This window comes from Kribbella sp. NPDC056861, assembly GCF_040687575.1.
GTDB lineage: Bacteria > Actinomycetota > Actinomycetes > Propionibacteriales > Kribbellaceae > Kribbella.
Genome location: NZ_JBFBNQ010000004.1, coordinates 540960 through 559428, shown reverse-complemented (window position 1 = coordinate 559428; position 18469 = coordinate 540960). Strand labels below are relative to the sequence as shown.

Below are 18469 nucleotides of genomic sequence, written 5' to 3'. Positions count from 1 at the left end.
CGGACCCTCCCACGACGGCTACCGGACGGCCTGCGATTTACGCGCGGTCAGGACCAGACTTCTCCAGGATTTCGGCGAGCTCGGGGCGGGAGTGGATGCCGAGCTTCGTGTAGACCTTGCGGAGGTGGTACTCGACGGTCTTGGGGCTCAGGAAGAGCCGGGCGGCGACGCTGCGGATGCTCTGCCCGTCGGCGAGGAGCAGTGCGATCTGTCGCTCCTGCGGGGTCAGGTCGTCCGCAGTACTGGGCTCCCGGCGGCGTGCTGTTTCCCCTGTCGCCTTCAACTCGCCTGCTGCCTGGTCTGCCCAGCCTGCTGCTCCTAGCTGGTCGAAGGCGGCTACTGCTTGGCGCAACTGCTCCCGGGCGTCCACTCGCCGTCGTGCTCGTCGCAGCCAGGCGCCGTAGACCAGCCTCGTCCGCGCAGTCTCGAAGACATCCAGTGTCCCCGCGTGCCACTCCAACGCCTGCAGGAACTGCTGCTCGTCCTCGTCGACCAGTCCCAGCGCTCTAGCCGCTCGTGCCTGCGCCCACGGCTGCCCCTTCTCTCCCGCCCGTACTGCGAACGCCCGCGCAGCCACCGCGGCGTCGTCGGCCCGTCCCAGCCGTAGGTAGACCTCAACCAACTCCGGTACCGGCGACAGGTCCGGATCCAGCACCCCCAGCGAGGCCAACTGCTCAACCAACCTCTCGTACTGCGGTAGTGCGGCCTGCGGATCTCCCTTGCCCAGCGCGAGATCCCCCAGCGCGAACAGCGACCAGAGCAACCCCAGATAGATCTGCCGTTCCTCAGAGATCTCCATCGCCTCAGCGACGCTCGCCAGACACTCCTGCTCACGCCCTTGGTGGGCCAACAGCCACGCCGAGCCCGCCAGGCTGATCGCGAGTTCGGTCGTCTGCCCCGTCTCCCGGCTCAGCCGCACCCCCTCGTCGTACGACGCGGCCGCATCGGCCCACCGATCGGTAGTGGCGTCGTCGCGGGCCAGCAGGAACAGCACAGCCGGCAGTACTCCGACCGCCACCTGGTCGCGGCGCTCGCGCACCGTCTGTTCGATCAGGGCTCTGCCGGTACCGGTCTCGCGCAGGAACATCGGGGCGATCATCATCCAGACCTGCCGGCGCCGGTCGCGATCCAGAGCGGCAGACGGCGCCAGTGCGATGGCTTGGCGAATCTCCTCGGTGCCACCGCGCCCAGCGAGCACCTTGGAGACACCACTGGCCAGCAGGCCGATGATGCGGGCGCCTGAGCGGTCGACCACCTGTAGCAACTCGGTCAGGTCGGCTGCAGCCTGCAGCGCTGTGGCGGCATCGCCGAGCCGGAAGCAGGTGTAGACCACGTCGGCGAGCAGGCCGACCGCCACCTCCGGGTCGGTGGCTTCGGCCGCTGCGGCGACCAGGATGTCCCGGGCGCGGACCGGTGAGCCGCACTTGACGGCAATGTCACCGCGGAGCTCGTCAGCATGAGTGCGGACTTGCTGGGGTGGGTCGAGGGTGAGGGCCTCGTTGAGCAGGGTGTCGGCTCGCTCGGCCAGTCCGGCGTACCAGGCCGCCTGACCGGCCGCGACCAGCCGCAGCGCGCGAGCGCCCGTAGTACTGGTTAGGCGGGCGGAGCGTTCGAAGGCAGTAGCAGCGACCGCGTGTGCTCCTCTGTCGACGGCATGGTCGCCCGCTAGCTCCAGGGCAGCCGCTACTGCGTCGTCTGTGCCGAGGACTGTCTCGGAGAGATGCCATGCTCGACGGTCGTCGTCCTGCACCGCATTGGCCACTGCTAGATGCACTGCACGTCGGTGAGCGGGTTCTGCGTTCGCATAGATGGCCGAGCGGACCAGTGGGTGCCTGAACTCGACCCGGCCGTCTTTGAGCTGCACCAGATTGGCCTGCTCACCTTCAGCCAGTACTGCGACGTCTACCTCCAGCTCAGCGCAGGCGAGAGCTACTACTCCCAACTCACCGTCATCCACCGAGGCGATGAGCAGCGCGGTCTGCGCCTCGCTACTGAGCTTGTTTGCCCTTGCTGCAAAGGCTTCTGCAAGCAGAGCCGGCACAGGCACCGGTACGCCGGGCGGTACCCGCTGCAGCTGCTCGGGATCCCGAGCCAACTCGATGAGCGCCAACGGGTTCCCCGCCACCGTGCGATGCAGACTCGCCACCAGATCCACCGGCAGCCCGGCCACCAACTCCTGCGCCGCCACCAGCCCGACCCCACTGAGCCGCAACTCCGGCAGATCCGCCTGCGCCAACGGATGCGCTTCTCCCGCCCGAGCCGCGATCACCAGCACGATCGGATCAGCCACCAACCGCCGCGCCGCGAACAAGATCGCCTCGGCCGACGGCAGATCCAGCAGGTGCGCGTCGTCCACCAGCACCGCCAGCGGCGCCCGCTCCGCGAACCGGCAGACCAGACTCAAGGTCGCGGCCCCCACCGCGAACCGCTCCTCCGAGCTGAGCCCGGCCGCCACCACCCCACCTTCCCGGACCTGCGGCGGCTGAGGCACCTCCAGCGCCAGCGCAGCAGCCAGCGCGGCCCGCTGCGGAGCAGGAATCCGCTCCAACTCCCCCAGGGCCGGGCGAAGTAGTTGATGGAGAGCGGCGAACGGAATGTCCCGCTCGGCTGCCGTCCCCCGCGCGCGCAGCACGCGCAGCCCCGCGGCAAGCGTCGCCGTCTCCGTCACGAGAGCCGTCTTCCCGATCCCTGGCTCCCCGGTGATCAGGAGTACTCCGCTGGATCCCACCCGCGCCCCCGCGACCAGTCGTTCGATCGCCTGCCGCTCGGTGTCCCGCCCGATCAGCATGTCTGGCAGTACACACCAGGTGGGTCACCTGATGCGAGCACCCCAGCCCCGCTCCTAGGTTCGGCGTACAGATCCAGGGAGGGAACTGAGATGACAACAGTTGCGATCGACATGGACAAACTGATGGCGTTCGTCGGCCAGGCCGTCGGCGAGGTGGGCGCCACGCTGAACGCCGCGCTGGTGGTGATGGGCGACCGGCTCGGCTACTACCGCGCGCTGGCCGACGCCGGCCCGGTCACCCCGGCCGAGCTGGCGGAGCTCACCAGCACCAGCGAGCATTACACGCGTGAGTGGCTCAACGCCCAGGCCGCCGGCGGCTTCGTCGAGTACGACGGGGCGAACGGCAAGTACCGGCTGCCACCCGAGCAGGCAGTAGCGCTCACCGACGAGAGCAGCCCGGCGTTCCTGCCCGGCTTCTTCCAGATCGCTCTCGGCACCGTGCAGCACACCACCGAGACCATCGAGGCGGCCCGGAGCGGCGCGGGGATCGGTTGGCACGAGCACAACTCCGACGTGCACCTGGGGTGCGAGCGCTTCTTCCGCCCCGGCTACAACGCGAACCTGGTGGCCGGCTGGCTGCCTGCCCTCGACGACGTCGTACAGAAGCTGGGGACCGGCGCCAAGGTCGCCGACATCGGCTGCGGCCACGGCGCCTCGACGATCCTGATGGCCCAGGCGTTCCCGCAGTCGACCTTCACCGGCTCCGACTACCACCCGGAGTCGATCGAGATCGCCCGGCAACGCGCTGCCGAGGCAGGGGTCGCGGATCGCGTGACGTTCGAGGTCGCGTCGGCTACGCAGTACAGCGGGAGTGGCTATGACCTGGTGACCACCTTCGACGCCCTGCACGACATGGGCGACCCGGTGGGAGCCGCCAAGCGGGTGCGCGAGTCCCTGAAGCCCGACGGCACCTGGATGGTCGTCGAGCCGATGGCCGGCGACCGTGTGGAGGACAACCTCAACCCGGTCGGCCGTGCGTACTACGGCTTCTCCACCCTGCTCTGTACTCCGGCCTCGCTGTCACAGGACGTCGGCCTGGCACTGGGGACGCAGGCCGGTCCGGCGCGGATCAAGGACGTCACCACGGCAGCCGGCTTCACCCGGTTCCGCACGGCCGCCGAGACGCCGTTCAACCTGGTCTTCGAGGTCCGGCCCTGAGACAGTGCGAGACATGGGGGAAGGGCTGATGAAGGAACGTCCCGCTCGACCGGCCGACCAGGGGGGATCGGTCGAGCGGGACGGGGTGACGACCGTCTACCAGGTATGGGACGGCCCGACGGCCGACGCGGCCACAGTGCTGCTGCTGCCGACCTGGTCGATCGTGCCGTCGCGTGTGTGGAAGGCCCAGGTGCCGTACCTGGCCAAGCACTTCCGGGTGATCACCTTCGACGGGCGTGGCTCCGGTGCGTCCAGTAAGCCGGTTGGTGCTGCCGCGTATGCCGAGCCGCAGTACGTGGCCGATGCGGCCGCAGTACTGGATGCGGTGGGGGTCGAGACGTGTGTGGTGGTGGGCTTCTCGCGCGGATGCCCGTGGGCGTTGCAGCTCGCAGCTGAGCAGCCCACGCGGGTACTGGGCGTGGTGTGTGTCGGAAGCGCGCCCGGGCTCGTCCCGGAGCCCAGGGGGTTGTGGGGCGACCGGCAGGACTCCAACGAGGGCTGGGCGAAGTACAACCGCTACTACTGGCAGGAGGGCGGCTACGAAGACTTCCTCCAGTTCTTCTTCGGGCAGTTGTTCACCGAGCCGCACTCGACCAAGCAGATCGAGGATGCGATCGGCTGGGGACGTGAGATCGGCCCGGAGCGACTAGTGGACACCGAGGCGGCTCGCCAGGCCGCCAGCCCTCGACTACCTCCGGTGGAGTGCCCGGTGCTCGTCGTACACGGCTCGGACGACGCAGTACGGCCGCTGGCGGAGGGGCAGCGGCTGGCGGACCTGTACCGGGGTTCGCTCGTCACCATCGAGGGTGGCGGTCATGCGCCGCACGCCCGCGACCCGGTGGTGTTCAACCGGCTACTCAAGTCGTTCGTCGACCGGGTCGCACCCCAGCCCGTACGGCGTACTTGGACGCGCGCCTTGAACCGGCCGCGGCGAGCCCTCTACCTGTCGTCACCGATAGGCCTCGGGCACGCCAAGCGCGACCTGGCGATCGCCCGCGAGCTGCGCCTGCTCCGACCGGACCTGCAGGTCGACTGGCTCGCGCAGCATCCCGTCACCCGGGTCCTGGCGGATGCCGGCGAGACCGTGCACCCGGCCTCGTCCTGGCTGGTGAACGAGTCGGCGCATGTCGAGTTCGAGGCCGAGGAGCACGACCTGCACGCGTTCCAGGCGATCCGCCGGATGGATCAGCTCCTGGTCGCGAACTTCCTCACCTTCGCCGACCTGCTGGACGACCAGCACTACGACCTGGTGATCGCCGACGAGGCCTGGGAGGTGGACTACTTCCTGCATGAGAACCCGGAGCTCAAACACTTCGGCTATGCCTGGCTGACCGACTTCGTCGGCTGGCTCCCGATGCCCGACGGCGGCGCGGCCGAGGCTTCACTGACCGCCGACTACAACGCGGAAATGCTCGAACACCGCGCTCGCTACCCACGGCTGCGCGATCACTCGCTCTTCGTCGGCGACCCGGCTGACGTCACCACCGCCACGTTCGGCCCTGGGCTCCCGTCGATCCGCGACTGGACCGTCGACAACTACACCTTCACCGGTTACGTCACCGGCTCTCCGTCGACTCCGCTCTCCCGTGAACGGCTCGGCTACACCGCTGACCAGTTGCTGTGTGTGGTCAGCGTCGGCGGCTCAGCCGTCGGCGCCAATCTTCTGCGCCGGGTGCTTGACGCTGTCCCGTTGGCTCGTCGGCTGGTCTCTGGGCTGGAGTTCGTCTTCGTCACCGGCCCGCGCATCGACCCCGGCGAACTACCAACCACACAAGGCGTCACCGTGCATGGCTACCTGCCTGACCTCGACCAGCACCTGGCGGTCGCCGATCTCGCCATCACCCAGGGCGGTCTCACTACCTGCATGGAGCTGACCGCCCTCCGCGTCCCCTTCATCTACATTCCGCTCCAGCACCATTTCGAGCAGAACTTCCACGTCCGTGCCCGCCTCGAGCGCCACAACGCCGGCCACCATCTCGCATACTCCGAGGCGTGCGACCCACACCTGCTCGCCGAGGCGATCGCCAAACAGCTGACCCAACCGACCGACTACCTCGCCGTTCCTACCGACGGCGCTTCCCGTGCGGCGGCTCTGCTGAACCAACTGCTCTGACCGCTTGACACGACACTTCACCAACTGGTGAAGTGTCGTGTATGCCTCTGGTCACCACCTTCGCCGCCCTCGCGGATCCGACGCGGCTGGCGATCGTGCAGCAACTCAGCCGGGGCTCGGCCACGATGAGCCAACTGACCAGGCCGCACACCATCACCCCGCCCGCGATGACCAAGCACGTCGGCATCCTGGTCGACGCGGGCCTGGTGACCCGCCGCAAACACGGTCGGTCGGTCGTCTGCAGTTTGCAGCCCACCGCGCTGGGCGAAGTACAGACCTGGCTCGGTGACCTGACGGCGTACTGGAACAGCGCGATCGACCGGCTGGAAACCCTCTTGGAGAGTGACGACGATGAGCAATGACGTCCGGATCGAACGCGTGCTGAAGGCAACGATCGACCGCGTGTACGACGCCTGGACCCGACCCGCGCTGCTCGTCCGCTGGTACTGCCCCAACCCGGCGCTGGACCTGAAGGTCGATGCCGACGTCCGGGTCGGCGGCGAGTACGTCGTCACCATGGGCCCGTACGTTGCCCGCGGCACCTACACCGAGGTCGACCCACCGAAGGCGCTCGGGTTCAGCTGGCAGTGGGACCACGAGGGTGGCCCTTCGCAGGTCCGGGTCGAGTTGACCGAGGTTGCGGACGGCACCCGGCTGCTGCTCACCCACACCGGGCTGAGCAGCCCAGAGGACGCCACCGGCCACCAGGAGGGCTGGGAGCTCGAGCTCAACCGCCTGGCCGAACTGCTCAGCGCTCCACCGACCGGCCTCGCAGTCGATCCAGCGTGATCACCAGCACGACCGTCACAGCAAGCAGGACGAGAGACTCGGCGGCCGCGGTGAACGTCTGGCCGCGATCGGTCAACGCGAACACGCTCACCGGCAACGTTCGCCACGACGCCGGATAGACCATGATCGTCGCCCCGACCTCGCCCATCGACAACGCGATCGACAGACTCGCGGCCGACACGATGGCCGGCCGCAACATCGGCAACCGGATCTGCCACAGCACCCGGGCCGGTGACGCGCCGAGGGAAGCGGCGACCTCGGCGTACGCGGTGTCGGTTCGTTGCAGCGCGGCGGCAACCGTTCCATAGCTGAAGGCAACCATCAGGACGAGATGGGCGATCACCACGATCCACTTGGTGCCGTTGAGCAGCACCGGTTGCCGCGAGAAGGCAACGAGCAGGCTGAGGCCGACCACCACCGACGGTACTGCGATCGGCAGGTGATGCAGCGCATCGGCCAATCGGGCCAACGGTTTCGGCGCGCTCTGCGCAGCGAGCGCAGCCCAGGTGCCGAGGGCAACAGCAAGCAGCCCACCGAGGAACGCTGTCTGCAGACTCACCGTCAACGACGCCAACTCGTCACCCGCCAGAGCTTCGGTGAGATGCGAGGCAGTCGGGTCGGACGGGAGGACGCCGTTCCAACTGCCGGCGAAGGCAGCCGCGGCAACCACGATGAAAGGCGCCAGGACGAGTACGCCGAAGACCAGCGCGAAAGCCACCCAGGTGACGAGCTTGGCGGGTTTAGTCCAGAGCAGCACGGCGGCCTCCTTGCCTCGCGAGGGCCGCCCGCAGAGCGACGTACAGGCCGATCGACAGCAGCACCTGGACGACGGCGATCACGCACGCTCCCGGGTAGTCGAACATCACGATGCCCTTGGTGTGCACGAGCATCGGCAGCGTGGTGGTGTCCCGCGCACCAAGGAAGAGCACGATGCCGAACTCGTTGAGGGTCAGCAGCAACGTCAGGCCGCCACCGGCCGCGAGAGCCGGCTTGACCTCGGGCAGCACGACCTGGCGTAGTACTCGCCAGGGACCGCCGCCGAGACTCGCGGCCACATCGAGCTGAACGCGCGGAATCTGCGCCATCGCGCCGAGCAGCGGCCGCATCACGAACGGCGTGTAGAAGGTGATCTCCGCGAGGATCACCGCCCATGGCGTGGTCAGGAACCCACTGTTGCCGACCAGGGCACCCAGCACGCCCGCGGATCCGTAGATGAAGGTGAACGACAACGCGACCAGGAACGACGGCAGCGCCAGCATCGCGTCGACCAGCCCGGCGATCACCCGGGCCCCGGGGAACGGCACGAAGCTGATCACCACAGCAAGGAACGTCCCGACCAGCAGACAGCCGATCGTCGAGCAGACCGCGATCTGGATCGTCCGCACCAACGCGTCGCGGAACTCCGCCGACCCGACCACCTCTCGCCAGGTCTCGAAACCGCCGGTGAAAGACTCCCCCGCGACCAGTAGCAGCGGATAGACGACCAGCCCCGCAAGCACCAGCAACGGCGGCAGCAACCAGACGGTCCGGCTGATCTTCCGGTGAGGGTTTTGGTTGCCCAAGGCAATCGGCGCGCCCAGCGCCTCGACCGCCATCAGCGCTTCTCCGCGGCGACCAGCGTGCAGGCCTCGACCGGGAGCTCGAGCGACACTTTCGCTCCCACCGCCGGCAACCGCCCCTCAGCCGGTACGTCGACCTGCACCTGCACACCGGGCAGCCCGTCGATCGCGCACGTCAACCGGCTGGAAGCACCCCTCCACTGCGCCGCCAGCAGTTGCCCCGGCCACCCCTCGCCCAGCTTCACCGCGTGCGGGCGGATACAGAGCAGCAGCTCCTCCCCGTTCCGACCGCCCGCGCTGAGACCCTCCAACGTCTGCCCCGCAAGGCGAATCCCTTCGCCGTCCACCTCGACCGGCAACAGATTGGCCCCACCCAGAAACGAGGCAGTGAACGCCGACGGCGGCGCGGAGTACAACTCAGCGGCCGGCGCAATGTCGACAAGTCGAGCATCCCGCATCACGGCGATCCGATCAGCCAGCGCTAGCGCCTCGGACTGGTCATGCGTGACATAGATGATCGCCACATCCGGTACTTCGCGCCGAAGCTTCTGCAGCTCCCCCAGCATGTCCGCCCGCAGCTGCGCATCCAACGCGGCCAGCGGCTCGTCCAGCAACAACACCGGCGGCTGGATGGCCAGCGCCCGCGCGATCGCGACCCGTTGCTGCTGCCCACCGGACAACTCGCGCGGATAGCGGCGCGCGTACTTCGCCATCCCCACCATCTCGAGCATCTCGTCGACCCGACGCGTGACCTCGGCCCGCGACTTCCGGGCAGCCCGCAGCCCGAACGCGACGTTGTCGGCAACCCGCAGATGCGGGAACAACGCGTACTGCTGGACCACCACGCCGATCCCCCGTTTGGCCGGCGGTACGTCGGTGACGTCCGCGCCGGCCAGCCAGATCCGGCCGCGACTCGGCCGGACGAATCCCGCGACCGCCTTGAGTGCCGTCGACTTGCCCGAGCCCGACGGCCCGAGCAAAGCGACTGTCTCACCGGCCGCGACTGTCAGATCGAGCCCTTCCAGCGCGACAGTCCGACCGAACCGCACGGTCACGTCCTCGAGCCGGACGGTCATCCCCGCACGGCCTTGTTGTACGCGGCAACATCGGCGTCGAGGTCGGCCAGCACCTTGGTCCAGTCCGGCTGCCAGATCTCCACCCCGGCCGTTGCCTTCTGCACCGACTGGAAGTTCGCGTCGGCCGGCTTCACGTCCGACCGGGCGGGAATCCCGAACGCGTCGCCGGAGACGGTCTGCTGCGCCTCGGGCGAGAGCAGATAGGTCATCAGCTTCTCCCCGCCGTCCTTGTTCGGCGCGCCCGCGCCGAGTCCCATCACATAAGGCAGCGCGACCGTACTGCGCTTGCCGTCCGCCGTCGCCGGGAAGAACAGCTGGAAGGCCGACTTGTCGTTCGCGATCGAGGTCAGATTCATCTGGACGTCGCCGTTGGCAACGAAGATCTCGCCCTTGCTCACCTTCGGCTGCAGCTTCCCGGTCGACGCCGACGGGCCGACGTTGTTCGCCTCGAGCTTCTTCAGGTAGTCGAGCGCGCCCTGCTTGCCGAGGAGATGCTGCAGCAACAACAGGACCGCAGTACCGTCGCCTGCTTGGCCCGGTGTCGAGTACTGGACCTTGCCCTTGAACCGCGCGTCGAGCAACTCGTCGAACGTCTTCGGCTGCGCGGTCTTCGCCGGGTTGACGATGAAGCTCAGGTAGTTGTCGATCACGGACACGTAGTCGGCGGCCTTCGGTCCCTTGACCTGGTCGCTGCCAGGCACCTGGAAGTCCTGGAGCAGCTTGTCGGCGGAGGCCTTCTGGATGAACGGCGGCAGGGTGATGGCGACGTCGGCCTGCGGGTTCGACTTCTCTTTCTGCAACCGGGAGACGACCTCGCCCGAGCCGGCCTCGACCAACTGGACCTTGATGCCGGTCTGCTGAGTAAATGCTTCGAACCGGGTCTTGTACCAGTCGGCCAGGCCGTCCGCGCTGTAGACGGTGACAGTCTTCGTGCTGGTAGTGGAGGCCGCGCCGGTCCCACCGCAGGCGACCAGCGAGCTGAGCAGGGCACCGGCGAGCAGACCGGTGATGACACGCGAGCGGAACATCGGATACTCCGTCTGGTTAGTGGTTGAGCAGTCCGGGCAGATCCCGGACCGACTCGAGAACGTGCGTGGCGCCTGCGGCAACGAGCTGATCATTGCCATGGGCCCCGGTGAGGACCCCAGCGACGATCCCGGCGCCGGCCCGGATCCCCGTGGTCATGTCGTACGCGGTGTCGCCGGCCACGGCCACGTTGCCCACGGCATCGGCTTGCAAGTCGAGCAGGGCTTTGAGGACCAGGTCCGGGTACGGCCTTCCGCGACCCGCCTGCGCCGGACAGAGGGTGAGATCGGCAAGGTTCTTCCAGCCGAGCGCGGCGATGATCCGCTGCTGCGTCGTCTCGGAGAAACCTGTGGTCAGGCAGACCTTGATCCCGTGGCCTTGCAGCTCGCGGATCGTCTCCTCGGCACCCTCAATCGGCTCGCAGTGACCTTCGTCGACCAGCGTTCCGTAGGCGGTCTCGAAGGCCTGGTTGGCTTGCTGCGCGGCCGCTTCGTCGTTGCCGAGCAGATGCCGGAAGACGGTGATCTTCGACTCGCCCATCGTCGCGCGGACGTGGCGCAGCATCTCGTCGTACCGCTTCGATCCCGACTCGATGCCCTGAGCACCGATCGCTTGAGTGAAGGCTTGTTCGACGAGACCGTCGTCGGCGACCGTCGTACCGGCCATGTCGAGTACTACCACCTGGATCACAGTCCGGCCTCCTGGAAGCTGGTCTCGGCGATCGCGGGCGCCATCGTCATCCCCCGCCCACCCGGACCGGTGACCAGCGTGACGTTGGGCGCGACACTTCGCCGTACGACGACCTCGCCTTCCGTCGACTGCGAGTAGACGCCGGCCCAGCGGCGTACGACGGTCGGCAACTCGCGCCCGAGCAGACTCTCCACTGCGGTCTTCAGATAGTCATAGGGATCGCTCTGTACATCGAACCCGAACGGCTCGGCGTACTCGTGCGTGTCCCCGATCGTCAACCCACCATCGGCCCGCTGAACCATCAGCAACTGCATAGCGTTGTCAGCGGCAACAGTTGCCTGCGGCGTCTGCTTCAGGGTGTCGAGCGCCGCCCCCTGGTACGCCGGGTAGTACCGGAAGCTGTCCGCATCAGCCACGGCCGTGGTCAACTCCTCGCCCAGCGGCGCAGTCTGCATCATCTGCAACCGAACCCTGCGCACCGGCAACTCCCCGGCCAACTCCCGAATCAACCCACCGTGCCACGCACCCGTGCACAAGAAGATCTCATCAGCAGCATGGATCTCCCCGTGATCGTCCCGCACCTCACTCGTCCCAACCTCACGCACCTCGCGCCCCGGCAAGAACTGGTACCGCCCCGACCTCTCCAGCTCGGCCCGCAACTCCCGCAACACCTTGCGCGGCTCGACAATCGCATCCCGCTCACACCACAACGCCCCCAGCATCTCCCCCCGCAACGCCGGATTCTTCGCCCGAACTTCGCTTTCATCGAGCACCCGAAATCCCCTGGCCCCCGCATCACCCCCGGCCGCGGCCTCCTTCGCCACCGCCAACTCATCCTCACTACGGCAAACCGTCAACGACCCAGCCGCCCGAACCCCAACCCCCGGAACCCGCCCCCACAACTCCCGAGCCCGCACCGCCGTCTCCAGCTCAACCCCCGCGGCCCGCCCACTGACCCACACCAGCCCAAAGTTCCGCACGCTAGCGCCCCGCCCCTCGAGCTCCCGCTCAAGCTGCACCACGTCATACCCCCGCCTCACCCCCTCCCAGGCATGAAACGTCCCCAAGACTCCGCCACCCACGACCACAATCCGCATACCGAGCAGATTGGTCCGGACCAATTACCCACGCCAACACATGCAGGAACCAGCAGATGAACCCCCAGCAAACCCTCGGCGCCTACCCAACCGCCGCACCACCCACCGCAGCGCCTCGCTCACCACCGCAGCCCAGCACCCCGCCACCAGCCACCACCGCGTCGCTCACCCACCAACTCCAGCGGCGCAGCGGCGAGAACCCCAAACAACCCGCCCGCCGCCACTGAGCCCACGCCAACCCCACCCAAAGCCCGAGGTGACGCCAAGCGTCACGAGCCCACCCGACCGGCGCACCGCCCACCGCAGCGCCTCGCCCCACCGCAGAACCCCATCACCAGCCACCACCGCGGCGCCCCGCCCACCAACTTCAGCGGCGCAGCAGCGAGAACCTCAAACAACCCACCCGCCGCCACTGAGCCCACACCAACCCACCCAAGAGCCCACAGCACCCACCCCACGCACCACCAACTAAGGCCGAAGCGTCGCCCGAAACCCCACCCGATCCCCCCGATACAACGACCGCACAGACTCAATCGCCCGCCCATCAACATCCCGACTCGTCCGATGCAACAACAACATCGGCAACGACTGCGTAGCCCGCAACAACTCCGCCTCCCGCGGCGAGGCGATCACCGTCTCCACCACCTCCTCGCCCTCACCGAACCGCACCCCGAGCTCATCGGTCAGGCACCGATACAGCGACCCCTCCGGCTCGAGCACCTCACGCAACGTCGGAAACCGCGCCACCGACAGGTACGTCGTCTCCAACCCGATCGGCTGACCATCGGCGAGCAACACCCGCTCCAACCGATGCACCGGATCACCAACAGCGATCCCCAACTGAGAAGCCAGCAACTCCTCCGCCACGATCTCCTCGAACGCGACCACCTCACGCCCAGGCGTCTGCCCCTGCGCCCGCAACGCCTCCGTATAGCTCACCAAAGCCAGCGGCTGGATCAGCTTCGGCGTCGCCACGAAGGTCCCCTGCCCCTGCCGCGCCCGCAACCGCCCGTCCGCGACCAACTCCCGGATCGCCTGCCGCATGGTCCATCGCGAAACCCCGAACTCCGCGGCCAGCGTCCGCTCCGGCGGCAACGCGGCACCTTCGCCGAGCCGCTCGAGCAACTCGATCAGCCGGGTCTTGACAGCAAAATGCAGCGGCACGCTCACCGCCCGACGATAGCCGACACCTGCCCGGCTGCCCGTACTACGGACGCCGCGGAGCGCACGCAGTACGGGGAAACGCCCGGAGCGCACGCAGTACCGGGAAACGCCCCGGAGCGCACGCAGTACCTGGGAAAAGCTAGAGCCCCGGGCGGCAACCCGGGGCTCGAGGTGAATGGATGGGCGGCGGAAATCAGCTGCCGGACTTGCGCCGGAACTGGCGCTTCTGCTTGTCGTTGTGCGCCTCGCCGACACCCTCGTGCCGCGGCCCGCTCCCGGGGTGCGACTCGTGGGTCTGGTTCTTCTTGGCAAGCGCCTCGCGGAACTTCTTCTGCAGATCGTCCTTGGCCGGCTCGCTGGGCTGATCGCTCATACCGTCTCCTTACAAACCGTCAGGCATTCAGGCTCTAGCTAACCAATTGTGACTGGCCCTGCGCCACCCATTATCGGCGGGGCCCGTCTCACCCCCAGAAAAATGCCTCCAGCCCCGGTACGGCGCCTGTTAGCTTCGCCGAGGCAACGACGTCTGCGAGGGGAAACCGTCATGGTGGTCAGCACAGAAGCACTGCTCGGCATCGCGCTGATCGAGCTCGGCCTGGTGGTCATCCCCGGCCCGAACATGATCTACCTGGTCTCCCGCTCGGTCACCCAAGGCCGCCGAGCCGGCCTCATCTCCCTGGCCGGCGTCGGCGTCGGCTTCCTCTTCTACCTACTCGCCGCCTCCGCCGGCCTGGCGACCCTCTTCGCACTGGTCCCCGAGATCTACCTGACCCTCAAATTCGCCGGCGCGGCGTACCTGCTCTGGCTCGCCTGGAACGCCCTCCGCCCCAGCGGCAGCTCCGCCTTCACCCCCACCGAGCTCACCCCCGACAGCCACCGCAAACTCTTCGGCATGGGCCTGCTCACCTGCCTGCTCAACCCGAAGATCGCGATCCTCTACATCTCACTGCTCCCCCAGTTCGTCGACCCGTCCCGCGGCCACGTCGGCACCCAGAGCCTGCTCCTCGGCCTGTCCCAACTGATCGTCGGCGTCGGCGTGAACGCGATCTTCGTCATCACCGCCGGCTCGGTCGCAGTCTTCTTCACCCGCAAACCCCGCTGGTCCCGCATCCACCGCTACCTCACCGGTACGGCGCTGGCCGTCTTCGCCGTAAAACTCGCCACCGATCGCACGGCCCCGGCAGCCGCCCCATAACCCCAGGTCCCCTTGCCTTGCAACGTATTCTTGACACCAGAGGCCAAGGACCAACCGGCACCACCAGACAGCCCCACCAGCGCGGCAGTCCCACCCGGTACGAAGCTCCGGCCCCACCTCCCCCTGACAGGTCAGGGTGCCGGTGATCCATTCCCCTGCCCGGCACCCTGGCCGCTCCACCTACGTGAGCCGGCAACCGCCTACCCTCAACAGCATGCAGAACCAGGGCATGCTGGCGAGTGCGTTCCCAGCAGCGCTGTCAGCGGACGTCGAAGCCGTGACCTCGATCATGCCCGAGTCCTCCACGCCAACCTCAACCTCGTGCACGGTCGTAGTACAGGGTGAGACAGTCGCCGTTCTCTCCCGCGTCTACAGTCCCGAACCGCCTGAAGACGCGGTACGGCGACTCACACCGCGGCAACTCGTCATCCTCCACTGCCTGTACACCCGCCACCACGACGGCTATGTCCGCGAACGGCACGTCAAACAGGTAGCAGCTTCGACCGAACCGTGGGTCATCCCGTTCATGCTCGAAATCATCGGCGAGTACCTGCCGTCGATCCTGATCGCGATCCAGCAAGCCCTGCCCGACCTCGACGTACCCAGCAGCGTGCACCACCTCGAGTACGGCGAGTTCATCAGAGCCAACCCCGAGTACTTCGACCGCGCGCAACGCCGAGTCGTCAGCTACTGGACCTGCTACTGGCGCTCGGGGACTTACGCCACTTACCAGGGCTACCCCGGATGCAACCTGCTCGAATCACTCCGCGCAGCCGCCTCCACCGAAACCCCCTGGCCGCGCCTAACCCCACGCGTCCGTCCGCCTCGCGACAAACACGAACTCGAGCCCCGGCCGATCCGGCGCATCCCGTACTTCGTCAACCACGAACCCGGCCAGCCTCAACGACTCTTCAACCTCACCCCGAGACCGGAACCGCAACGTCGACTCCGACACCAACGTCGCCCCGTCCTCGGCAAACACATAAGTCGCCTGAAACGTCACCAGCGGCAACTCGACGTCCACCAGATCTGTCCAGCACTCCACCACCCCAACCCCAGGCAACTCAACGCGCTTGTAGGTCTGCTCCCTGGTCCACCCCAACCACGCCTCGCGCGCAGCATCCCTGGTCTCAAAAACAAACCGCCCACCCGGCACCAACGCACGCCGTACGGCGGCCAACGTCCTCGCCCAGTCGGCATCCTCCACAAAAATTTGCGCCACATTCCCCGTCATCACCGCCAGGTCTACCTGCAAGGGCGGCAACGCCTCAGCATCCCCATGCACCCACCGCACCCGCTCAGCCCCAGGCTTCCCCCGCGCCACCTCCAACGACGCCAACGCCGGATCCACCCCCACCACATCCAGCCCGCGCTCAGCCAGCAGCAACGCGAAAACCCCAGTCCCACACCCCACATCAAGAACCCGCGAAGCCCCGAACTCCACCGTCATCGCCGCATAAGCCTCAAGATCAGGCCGCCCAGCCTCCAACGGGTCATACAACCCCGCCAACCGCGGATGATCGAACAAAGCATCAGGCATACTCGCGACCCCCTAGGACTTCCGAGCGTCGCGTTGCCGGCGTGCGCGCTCGAACTCAGCCACATCCGTCATCCAGGGACCGTACGGATCAAGCGCAGCGCAGCCGCCGCTGACAAAGGCCCGCACCAAAGTCCGATACCCATCAAGCCCGTCAACCAGCCCGTACTCGACCCGGTACTCCGGCTCCGCCCCGCCGACGCCTGGCGCGACCGTCGTGATCCGGGCAATCGAGTCCGCGTAGAAATGAACCTGAAGGCCCTCGCCCAACTGCTCGTCCTCGATGGTGAACACCTCGTTGTCCCCAGCGGAACGACGGCCGACAAACTCCCAGAACTCAGTGGCCGCGGAGCGCGAACCGCCCGGAGACCACGTCTCCGCGACTTCTTTGTCGTCGGTGAAGATCAATTTCGTACTACGAGAGCCCGCGAACTCGTCGCCGTCCTCCAACGGCACGCTCTTCGCCCGCTCCGCGGCTTCCGAGCACATCAAGAAGCTCACCGTGGCCACCGCGTCTTCGACGAGCTCGGGGTATGCCGACCGCACAGCCGCGTCGACCGCCGCCTTGAGCCGCTCCCAGTCCTGCTTGCTCGTGGCGCGTACTCCGCGGCGCGGATCGCGGCTGATCCGCATCCCGGCAGACGCTCGCTCCGCGGTCGCGATCACTCGCAGTACGGCGGGCAACAGCGCGGGATCAACCTCGTCCGGGCGACGTTTCGGGATCGTCGCGCCATGCAGGTACTGCCCGGTGAACTTCAGGATCGCGGCGTCGAGCGGAGCCAGCGTCACGCCGCGCTGAGTACGTCGACGGTCGGCTTGATGCTTCTGAACTCGCGGCCAGTCAGCCGTCTCTGTCGCCGAACGCAGCGCGCCCCAGATCTGCCCACGATCAAGTAGCTCGATGTCGGCGCCATGAGCAATCAGCCGGCTCCGGTCCCACCGGATGCGCTGGAACAACGCCTCGACATCTGCAGGCGCACTAAAGAGAATCGGATCCAGCAGCGTGACGGCAGCATCCTCGTCCAACGCGCCCCGAGTCCCGGCGGCGTCGCACAGCGGCAGGATCGCACTCCACAAGAGCAGGTGCCGCTTCAGCTCGTCCCGGATCACAGCATGATGCGTTTCGTCGATCGGAAACGAGAAGGTCCGAGGATCGTGGTTGGCATCGGCCCCGGCGCCGAGCTCGATTCGCAGTACGCCGTCGTCGCGCACCACCCGCGGGAACCACCCGTTCTCGCGCGCGAACACGACCTCGCTCATGACCACCGTTCGAGCTCAGCGTCGAGCCGCGGGTCCAGCCGCACCCAGATCTCACCGTCGGCCGCCCCGGCCGGAGCGTCGCCTCGTTCAAGACCAAGAAACTCAATCAGCACAATGAGTTCAGCCCGCTCAGCCCGATCGTCGTCGACCCCGTGCGAGTCGAAGAAGACGCACCACTGGTCACTCGGATCGACGATCCCCGAATCCGCCCAGATCCGGCCGACCTCACCGATCGCCGCCGCCTCGGTCGTGAACGTGGCGGCCCGCAAGGCACCACGTTCCTCCGGCGATGCGTCGAGATCCGCGAGGTTCGACAGCCACTGCCCGAAACGGTCGAGACCGCCGTGCCCGTTCTCGAAGAACAACATCGCACTCGGCGTATAGCGATTGGGCCGATCGACCTTCAGGTACTCCGTCTGGTCCGCCCCCTTGCTCCGGGCGATCATCCCCTGACCCCGCATCAACACCAACCGCTGCCCCGCCGGCTCGTCGTCGATCGTGACGGTGTCGGCGTCCTGGCCCCGAAAGAACTCAGAGAACGCCACATAGGCTTCCTGAGCATCTCCGACGGTGACCCGTTGGTCGTTGCCATCACCCGCCCCGAAGACGAACTGCTTCGGTCCGGGTTTGTAAGGGCGAGCCATCTGCGTCCTTCGTTCGAGTGTGAAGTCCCTGCCGCAGCAGCCTATCGCCGCCCACGGACACTCCAGCCGCTCGATCCAGGAGAGCCAAGAACCACACCATCACTGTCAATACGTGCAATAGAGACGGGTCCGCCTTGCCTGCACCTTCGCCTGTTGCGAGGGTGTCGGCATGCCTGACGACAAGAACCTCGAGCAGAACCTCACAGACACCAAGGCCACGGACCCACTCGGCCCGGTCACACTCCCCAAGAACAACAGCAAGGTCGGTGCCCGGGCGCTGGCTCTCATGGGCACCACCGGCATGGCCGCGCTCGCCGCGGGCGTGATCCTGGGCCAGAACTCGACCCCCACACACATCTAGAACGCCTCCGGC

General features: G+C 67.3%; 20 protein-coding genes. 7 read left to right on the top strand and 13 right to left on the bottom strand.

The window, feature by feature from the left end:
• Window positions 1-37: 37 nt before the first annotated feature.
• Window positions 38-2788 carry an AAA family ATPase gene (locus AB0P21_RS22175; RefSeq protein WP_363699023.1) on the bottom strand — a complete coding sequence of 917 codons (2751 nt, stop codon included), beginning with the start codon at window positions 2786-2788 and terminating at the stop codon, window positions 38-40.
• A gap of 90 nt (window positions 2789-2878) precedes the next feature.
• On the opposite strand from AB0P21_RS22175, the gene AB0P21_RS22170 reads away from it, so the two are divergent.
• From AB0P21_RS22170 to AB0P21_RS22155, 4 genes are read left to right on the top strand one after another with little or no spacing between them, the layout of a single operon-like run.
• Entirely contained in the window at window positions 2879-3946 is a 1068-nt protein-coding gene (locus tag AB0P21_RS22170; protein WP_363699022.1) for a class I SAM-dependent methyltransferase, read from the top strand.
• Window positions 3947-3974: 28 nt separating this feature from the next.
• A complete protein-coding gene (locus AB0P21_RS22165; protein ID WP_363699021.1) occupies window positions 3975-6059 on the top strand; it encodes an alpha/beta fold hydrolase in 2085 nt (694 codons plus the stop codon).
• A 41-nt stretch (window positions 6060-6100) separates the two neighbouring features.
• Window positions 6101-6421, top strand: coding sequence for a metalloregulator ArsR/SmtB family transcription factor (locus AB0P21_RS22160; protein WP_363699020.1), 321 nt, complete (start codon window positions 6101-6103; stop codon window positions 6419-6421).
• On the top strand, window positions 6411-6848 hold the full coding sequence (locus tag AB0P21_RS22155) for an SRPBCC domain-containing protein (RefSeq protein WP_363699019.1): 438 nt from the start codon (window positions 6411-6413) through the stop codon (window positions 6846-6848). The genes AB0P21_RS22160 and AB0P21_RS22155 overlap by 11 nt, the downstream gene beginning before the upstream one ends.
• Here the strand turns inward: AB0P21_RS22155 and AB0P21_RS22150 are convergent.
• Genes AB0P21_RS22150 through AB0P21_RS22125 form a run of 6 tightly spaced genes read right to left on the bottom strand, consistent with a single transcriptional unit; the run spans window position 6808 to window position 12296 of the window.
• Entirely contained in the window at window positions 6808-7605 is a 798-nt protein-coding gene (locus AB0P21_RS22150; RefSeq protein ID WP_363699018.1) for an ABC transporter permease subunit, read from the bottom strand. The genes AB0P21_RS22155 and AB0P21_RS22150 overlap by 41 nt on opposite strands.
• Entirely contained in the window at window positions 7589-8443 is an 855-nt protein-coding gene (locus AB0P21_RS22145; protein ID WP_363699017.1) for a 2-aminoethylphosphonate ABC transporter permease subunit, read from the bottom strand. Before AB0P21_RS22145 ends, AB0P21_RS22150 begins: the two co-directional genes overlap by 17 nt.
• A complete protein-coding gene (locus AB0P21_RS22140; RefSeq protein ID WP_363699016.1) occupies window positions 8443-9483 on the bottom strand; it encodes an ABC transporter ATP-binding protein in 1041 nt (346 codons plus the stop codon). Before AB0P21_RS22140 ends, AB0P21_RS22145 begins: the two co-directional genes overlap by 1 nt.
• Window positions 9480-10511, bottom strand: coding sequence for a 2-aminoethylphosphonate ABC transporter substrate-binding protein (locus AB0P21_RS22135; protein WP_363699015.1), 1032 nt, complete (start codon window positions 10509-10511; stop codon window positions 9480-9482). Before AB0P21_RS22135 ends, AB0P21_RS22140 begins: the two co-directional genes overlap by 4 nt.
• 16 nt (window positions 10512-10527) lie before the next feature.
• The gene (locus AB0P21_RS22130; RefSeq protein WP_363699014.1) at window positions 10528-11199 is read right to left on the bottom strand and encodes a phosphonatase-like hydrolase; all 672 of its coding nucleotides are present in this window, start codon (window positions 11197-11199) and stop codon (window positions 10528-10530) included.
• Entirely contained in the window at window positions 11196-12296 is a 1101-nt protein-coding gene (locus AB0P21_RS22125) for a TIGR03364 family FAD-dependent oxidoreductase (protein WP_363699013.1), read from the bottom strand. Before AB0P21_RS22125 ends, AB0P21_RS22130 begins: the two co-directional genes overlap by 4 nt.
• A gap of 56 nt (window positions 12297-12352) precedes the next feature.
• Here AB0P21_RS22125 and AB0P21_RS22120 point away from each other — a divergent pair, with 56 nt between their 5' ends.
• Complete coding sequence (locus AB0P21_RS22120) at window positions 12353-12523, top strand: hypothetical protein (protein ID WP_363699012.1); 171 nt, start codon at window positions 12353-12355, stop codon at window positions 12521-12523.
• A 241-nt stretch (window positions 12524-12764) separates the two neighbouring features.
• Here AB0P21_RS22120 and AB0P21_RS22115 read toward each other — a convergent pair whose 3' ends face one another.
• Window positions 12765-13466, bottom strand: coding sequence for a GntR family transcriptional regulator (locus AB0P21_RS22115; RefSeq protein ID WP_363699011.1), 702 nt, complete (start codon window positions 13464-13466; stop codon window positions 12765-12767).
• 187 nt (window positions 13467-13653) lie between these two features.
• Window positions 13654-13833 (bottom strand): DUF5302 domain-containing protein, encoded by a 180-nt coding sequence (locus tag AB0P21_RS22110; protein WP_363699010.1) that lies wholly within the window; start codon window positions 13831-13833, stop codon window positions 13654-13656.
• 171 nt (window positions 13834-14004) lie between these two features.
• Between AB0P21_RS22110 and AB0P21_RS22105 the strand changes: the two genes are divergently transcribed.
• Window positions 14005-14655, top strand: a complete 651-nt coding sequence (locus tag AB0P21_RS22105) for a LysE family translocator (RefSeq protein ID WP_363699009.1) — start codon at window positions 14005-14007, stop codon at window positions 14653-14655.
• A gap of 313 nt (window positions 14656-14968) precedes the next feature.
• Here the strand turns inward: AB0P21_RS22105 and AB0P21_RS22100 are convergent, their stop codons facing one another.
• From AB0P21_RS22100 to AB0P21_RS22085, 4 genes are all read right to left on the bottom strand, one after another.
• Entirely contained in the window at window positions 14969-15328 is a 360-nt protein-coding gene (locus AB0P21_RS22100; RefSeq protein WP_363699008.1) for a hypothetical protein, read from the bottom strand.
• A gap of 129 nt (window positions 15329-15457) precedes the next feature.
• Window positions 15458-16195: a class I SAM-dependent methyltransferase gene (locus AB0P21_RS22095; RefSeq protein ID WP_363699007.1), complete on the bottom strand. Its 738-nt coding sequence runs from the start codon at window positions 16193-16195 to the stop codon at window positions 15458-15460.
• Window positions 16196-16207: 12 nt separating this feature from the next.
• Entirely contained in the window at window positions 16208-17452 is a 1245-nt protein-coding gene (locus AB0P21_RS22090) for a DUF6357 family protein (protein ID WP_363699006.1), read from the bottom strand.
• Window positions 17449-18096: a hypothetical protein gene (locus AB0P21_RS22085; RefSeq protein ID WP_363699005.1), complete on the bottom strand. Its 648-nt coding sequence runs from the start codon at window positions 18094-18096 to the stop codon at window positions 17449-17451. Before AB0P21_RS22085 ends, AB0P21_RS22090 begins: the two co-directional genes overlap by 4 nt.
• Window positions 18097-18265: 169 nt before the next feature.
• Here AB0P21_RS22085 and AB0P21_RS22080 point away from each other — a divergent pair, with 169 nt between their 5' ends.
• Window positions 18266-18457 (top strand): hypothetical protein, encoded by a 192-nt coding sequence (locus AB0P21_RS22080; RefSeq protein ID WP_363699004.1) that lies wholly within the window; start codon window positions 18266-18268, stop codon window positions 18455-18457.
• Window positions 18458-18469 lie beyond the last annotated feature (12 nt).

Coding starts and splice junctions, on each gene's coding strand:
- AB0P21_RS22090 (WP_363699006.1), bottom strand. CDS start 17,452: ATGAGCGAGGTCGTGTTCGCGCGCGAGAACGGGTGGTTCCCGCGGGTG.
- AB0P21_RS22175 (WP_363699023.1), bottom strand. CDS start 2,788: ATGCTGATCGGGCGGGACACCGAGCGGCAGGCGATCGAACGACTGGTC.
- AB0P21_RS22160 (WP_363699020.1), top strand. CDS start 6,101: ATGCCTCTGGTCACCACCTTCGCCGCCCTCGCGGATCCGACGCGGCTG.
- AB0P21_RS22135 (WP_363699015.1), bottom strand. CDS start 10,511: ATGTTCCGCTCGCGTGTCATCACCGGTCTGCTCGCCGGTGCCCTGCTC.
- AB0P21_RS22125 (WP_363699013.1), bottom strand. CDS start 12,296: ATGCGGATTGTGGTCGTGGGTGGCGGAGTCTTGGGGACGTTTCATGCC.
- AB0P21_RS22170 (WP_363699022.1), top strand. CDS start 2,879: ATGACAACAGTTGCGATCGACATGGACAAACTGATGGCGTTCGTCGGC.
- AB0P21_RS22155 (WP_363699019.1), top strand. CDS start 6,411: ATGAGCAATGACGTCCGGATCGAACGCGTGCTGAAGGCAACGATCGAC.
- AB0P21_RS22085 (WP_363699005.1), bottom strand. CDS start 18,096: ATGGCTCGCCCTTACAAACCCGGACCGAAGCAGTTCGTCTTCGGGGCG.
- AB0P21_RS22140 (WP_363699016.1), bottom strand. CDS start 9,483: ATGACCGTCCGGCTCGAGGACGTGACCGTGCGGTTCGGTCGGACTGTC.
- AB0P21_RS22105 (WP_363699009.1), top strand. CDS start 14,005: ATGGTGGTCAGCACAGAAGCACTGCTCGGCATCGCGCTGATCGAGCTC.
- AB0P21_RS22120 (WP_363699012.1), top strand. CDS start 12,353: ATGAACCCCCAGCAAACCCTCGGCGCCTACCCAACCGCCGCACCACCC.
- AB0P21_RS22080 (WP_363699004.1), top strand. CDS start 18,266: ATGCCTGACGACAAGAACCTCGAGCAGAACCTCACAGACACCAAGGCC.
- AB0P21_RS22110 (WP_363699010.1), bottom strand. CDS start 13,833: ATGAGCGATCAGCCCAGCGAGCCGGCCAAGGACGATCTGCAGAAGAAG.
- AB0P21_RS22165 (WP_363699021.1), top strand. CDS start 3,975: ATGAAGGAACGTCCCGCTCGACCGGCCGACCAGGGGGGATCGGTCGAG.
- AB0P21_RS22095 (WP_363699007.1), bottom strand. CDS start 16,195: ATGCCTGATGCTTTGTTCGATCATCCGCGGTTGGCGGGGTTGTATGAC.
- AB0P21_RS22145 (WP_363699017.1), bottom strand. CDS start 8,443: ATGGCGGTCGAGGCGCTGGGCGCGCCGATTGCCTTGGGCAACCAAAAC.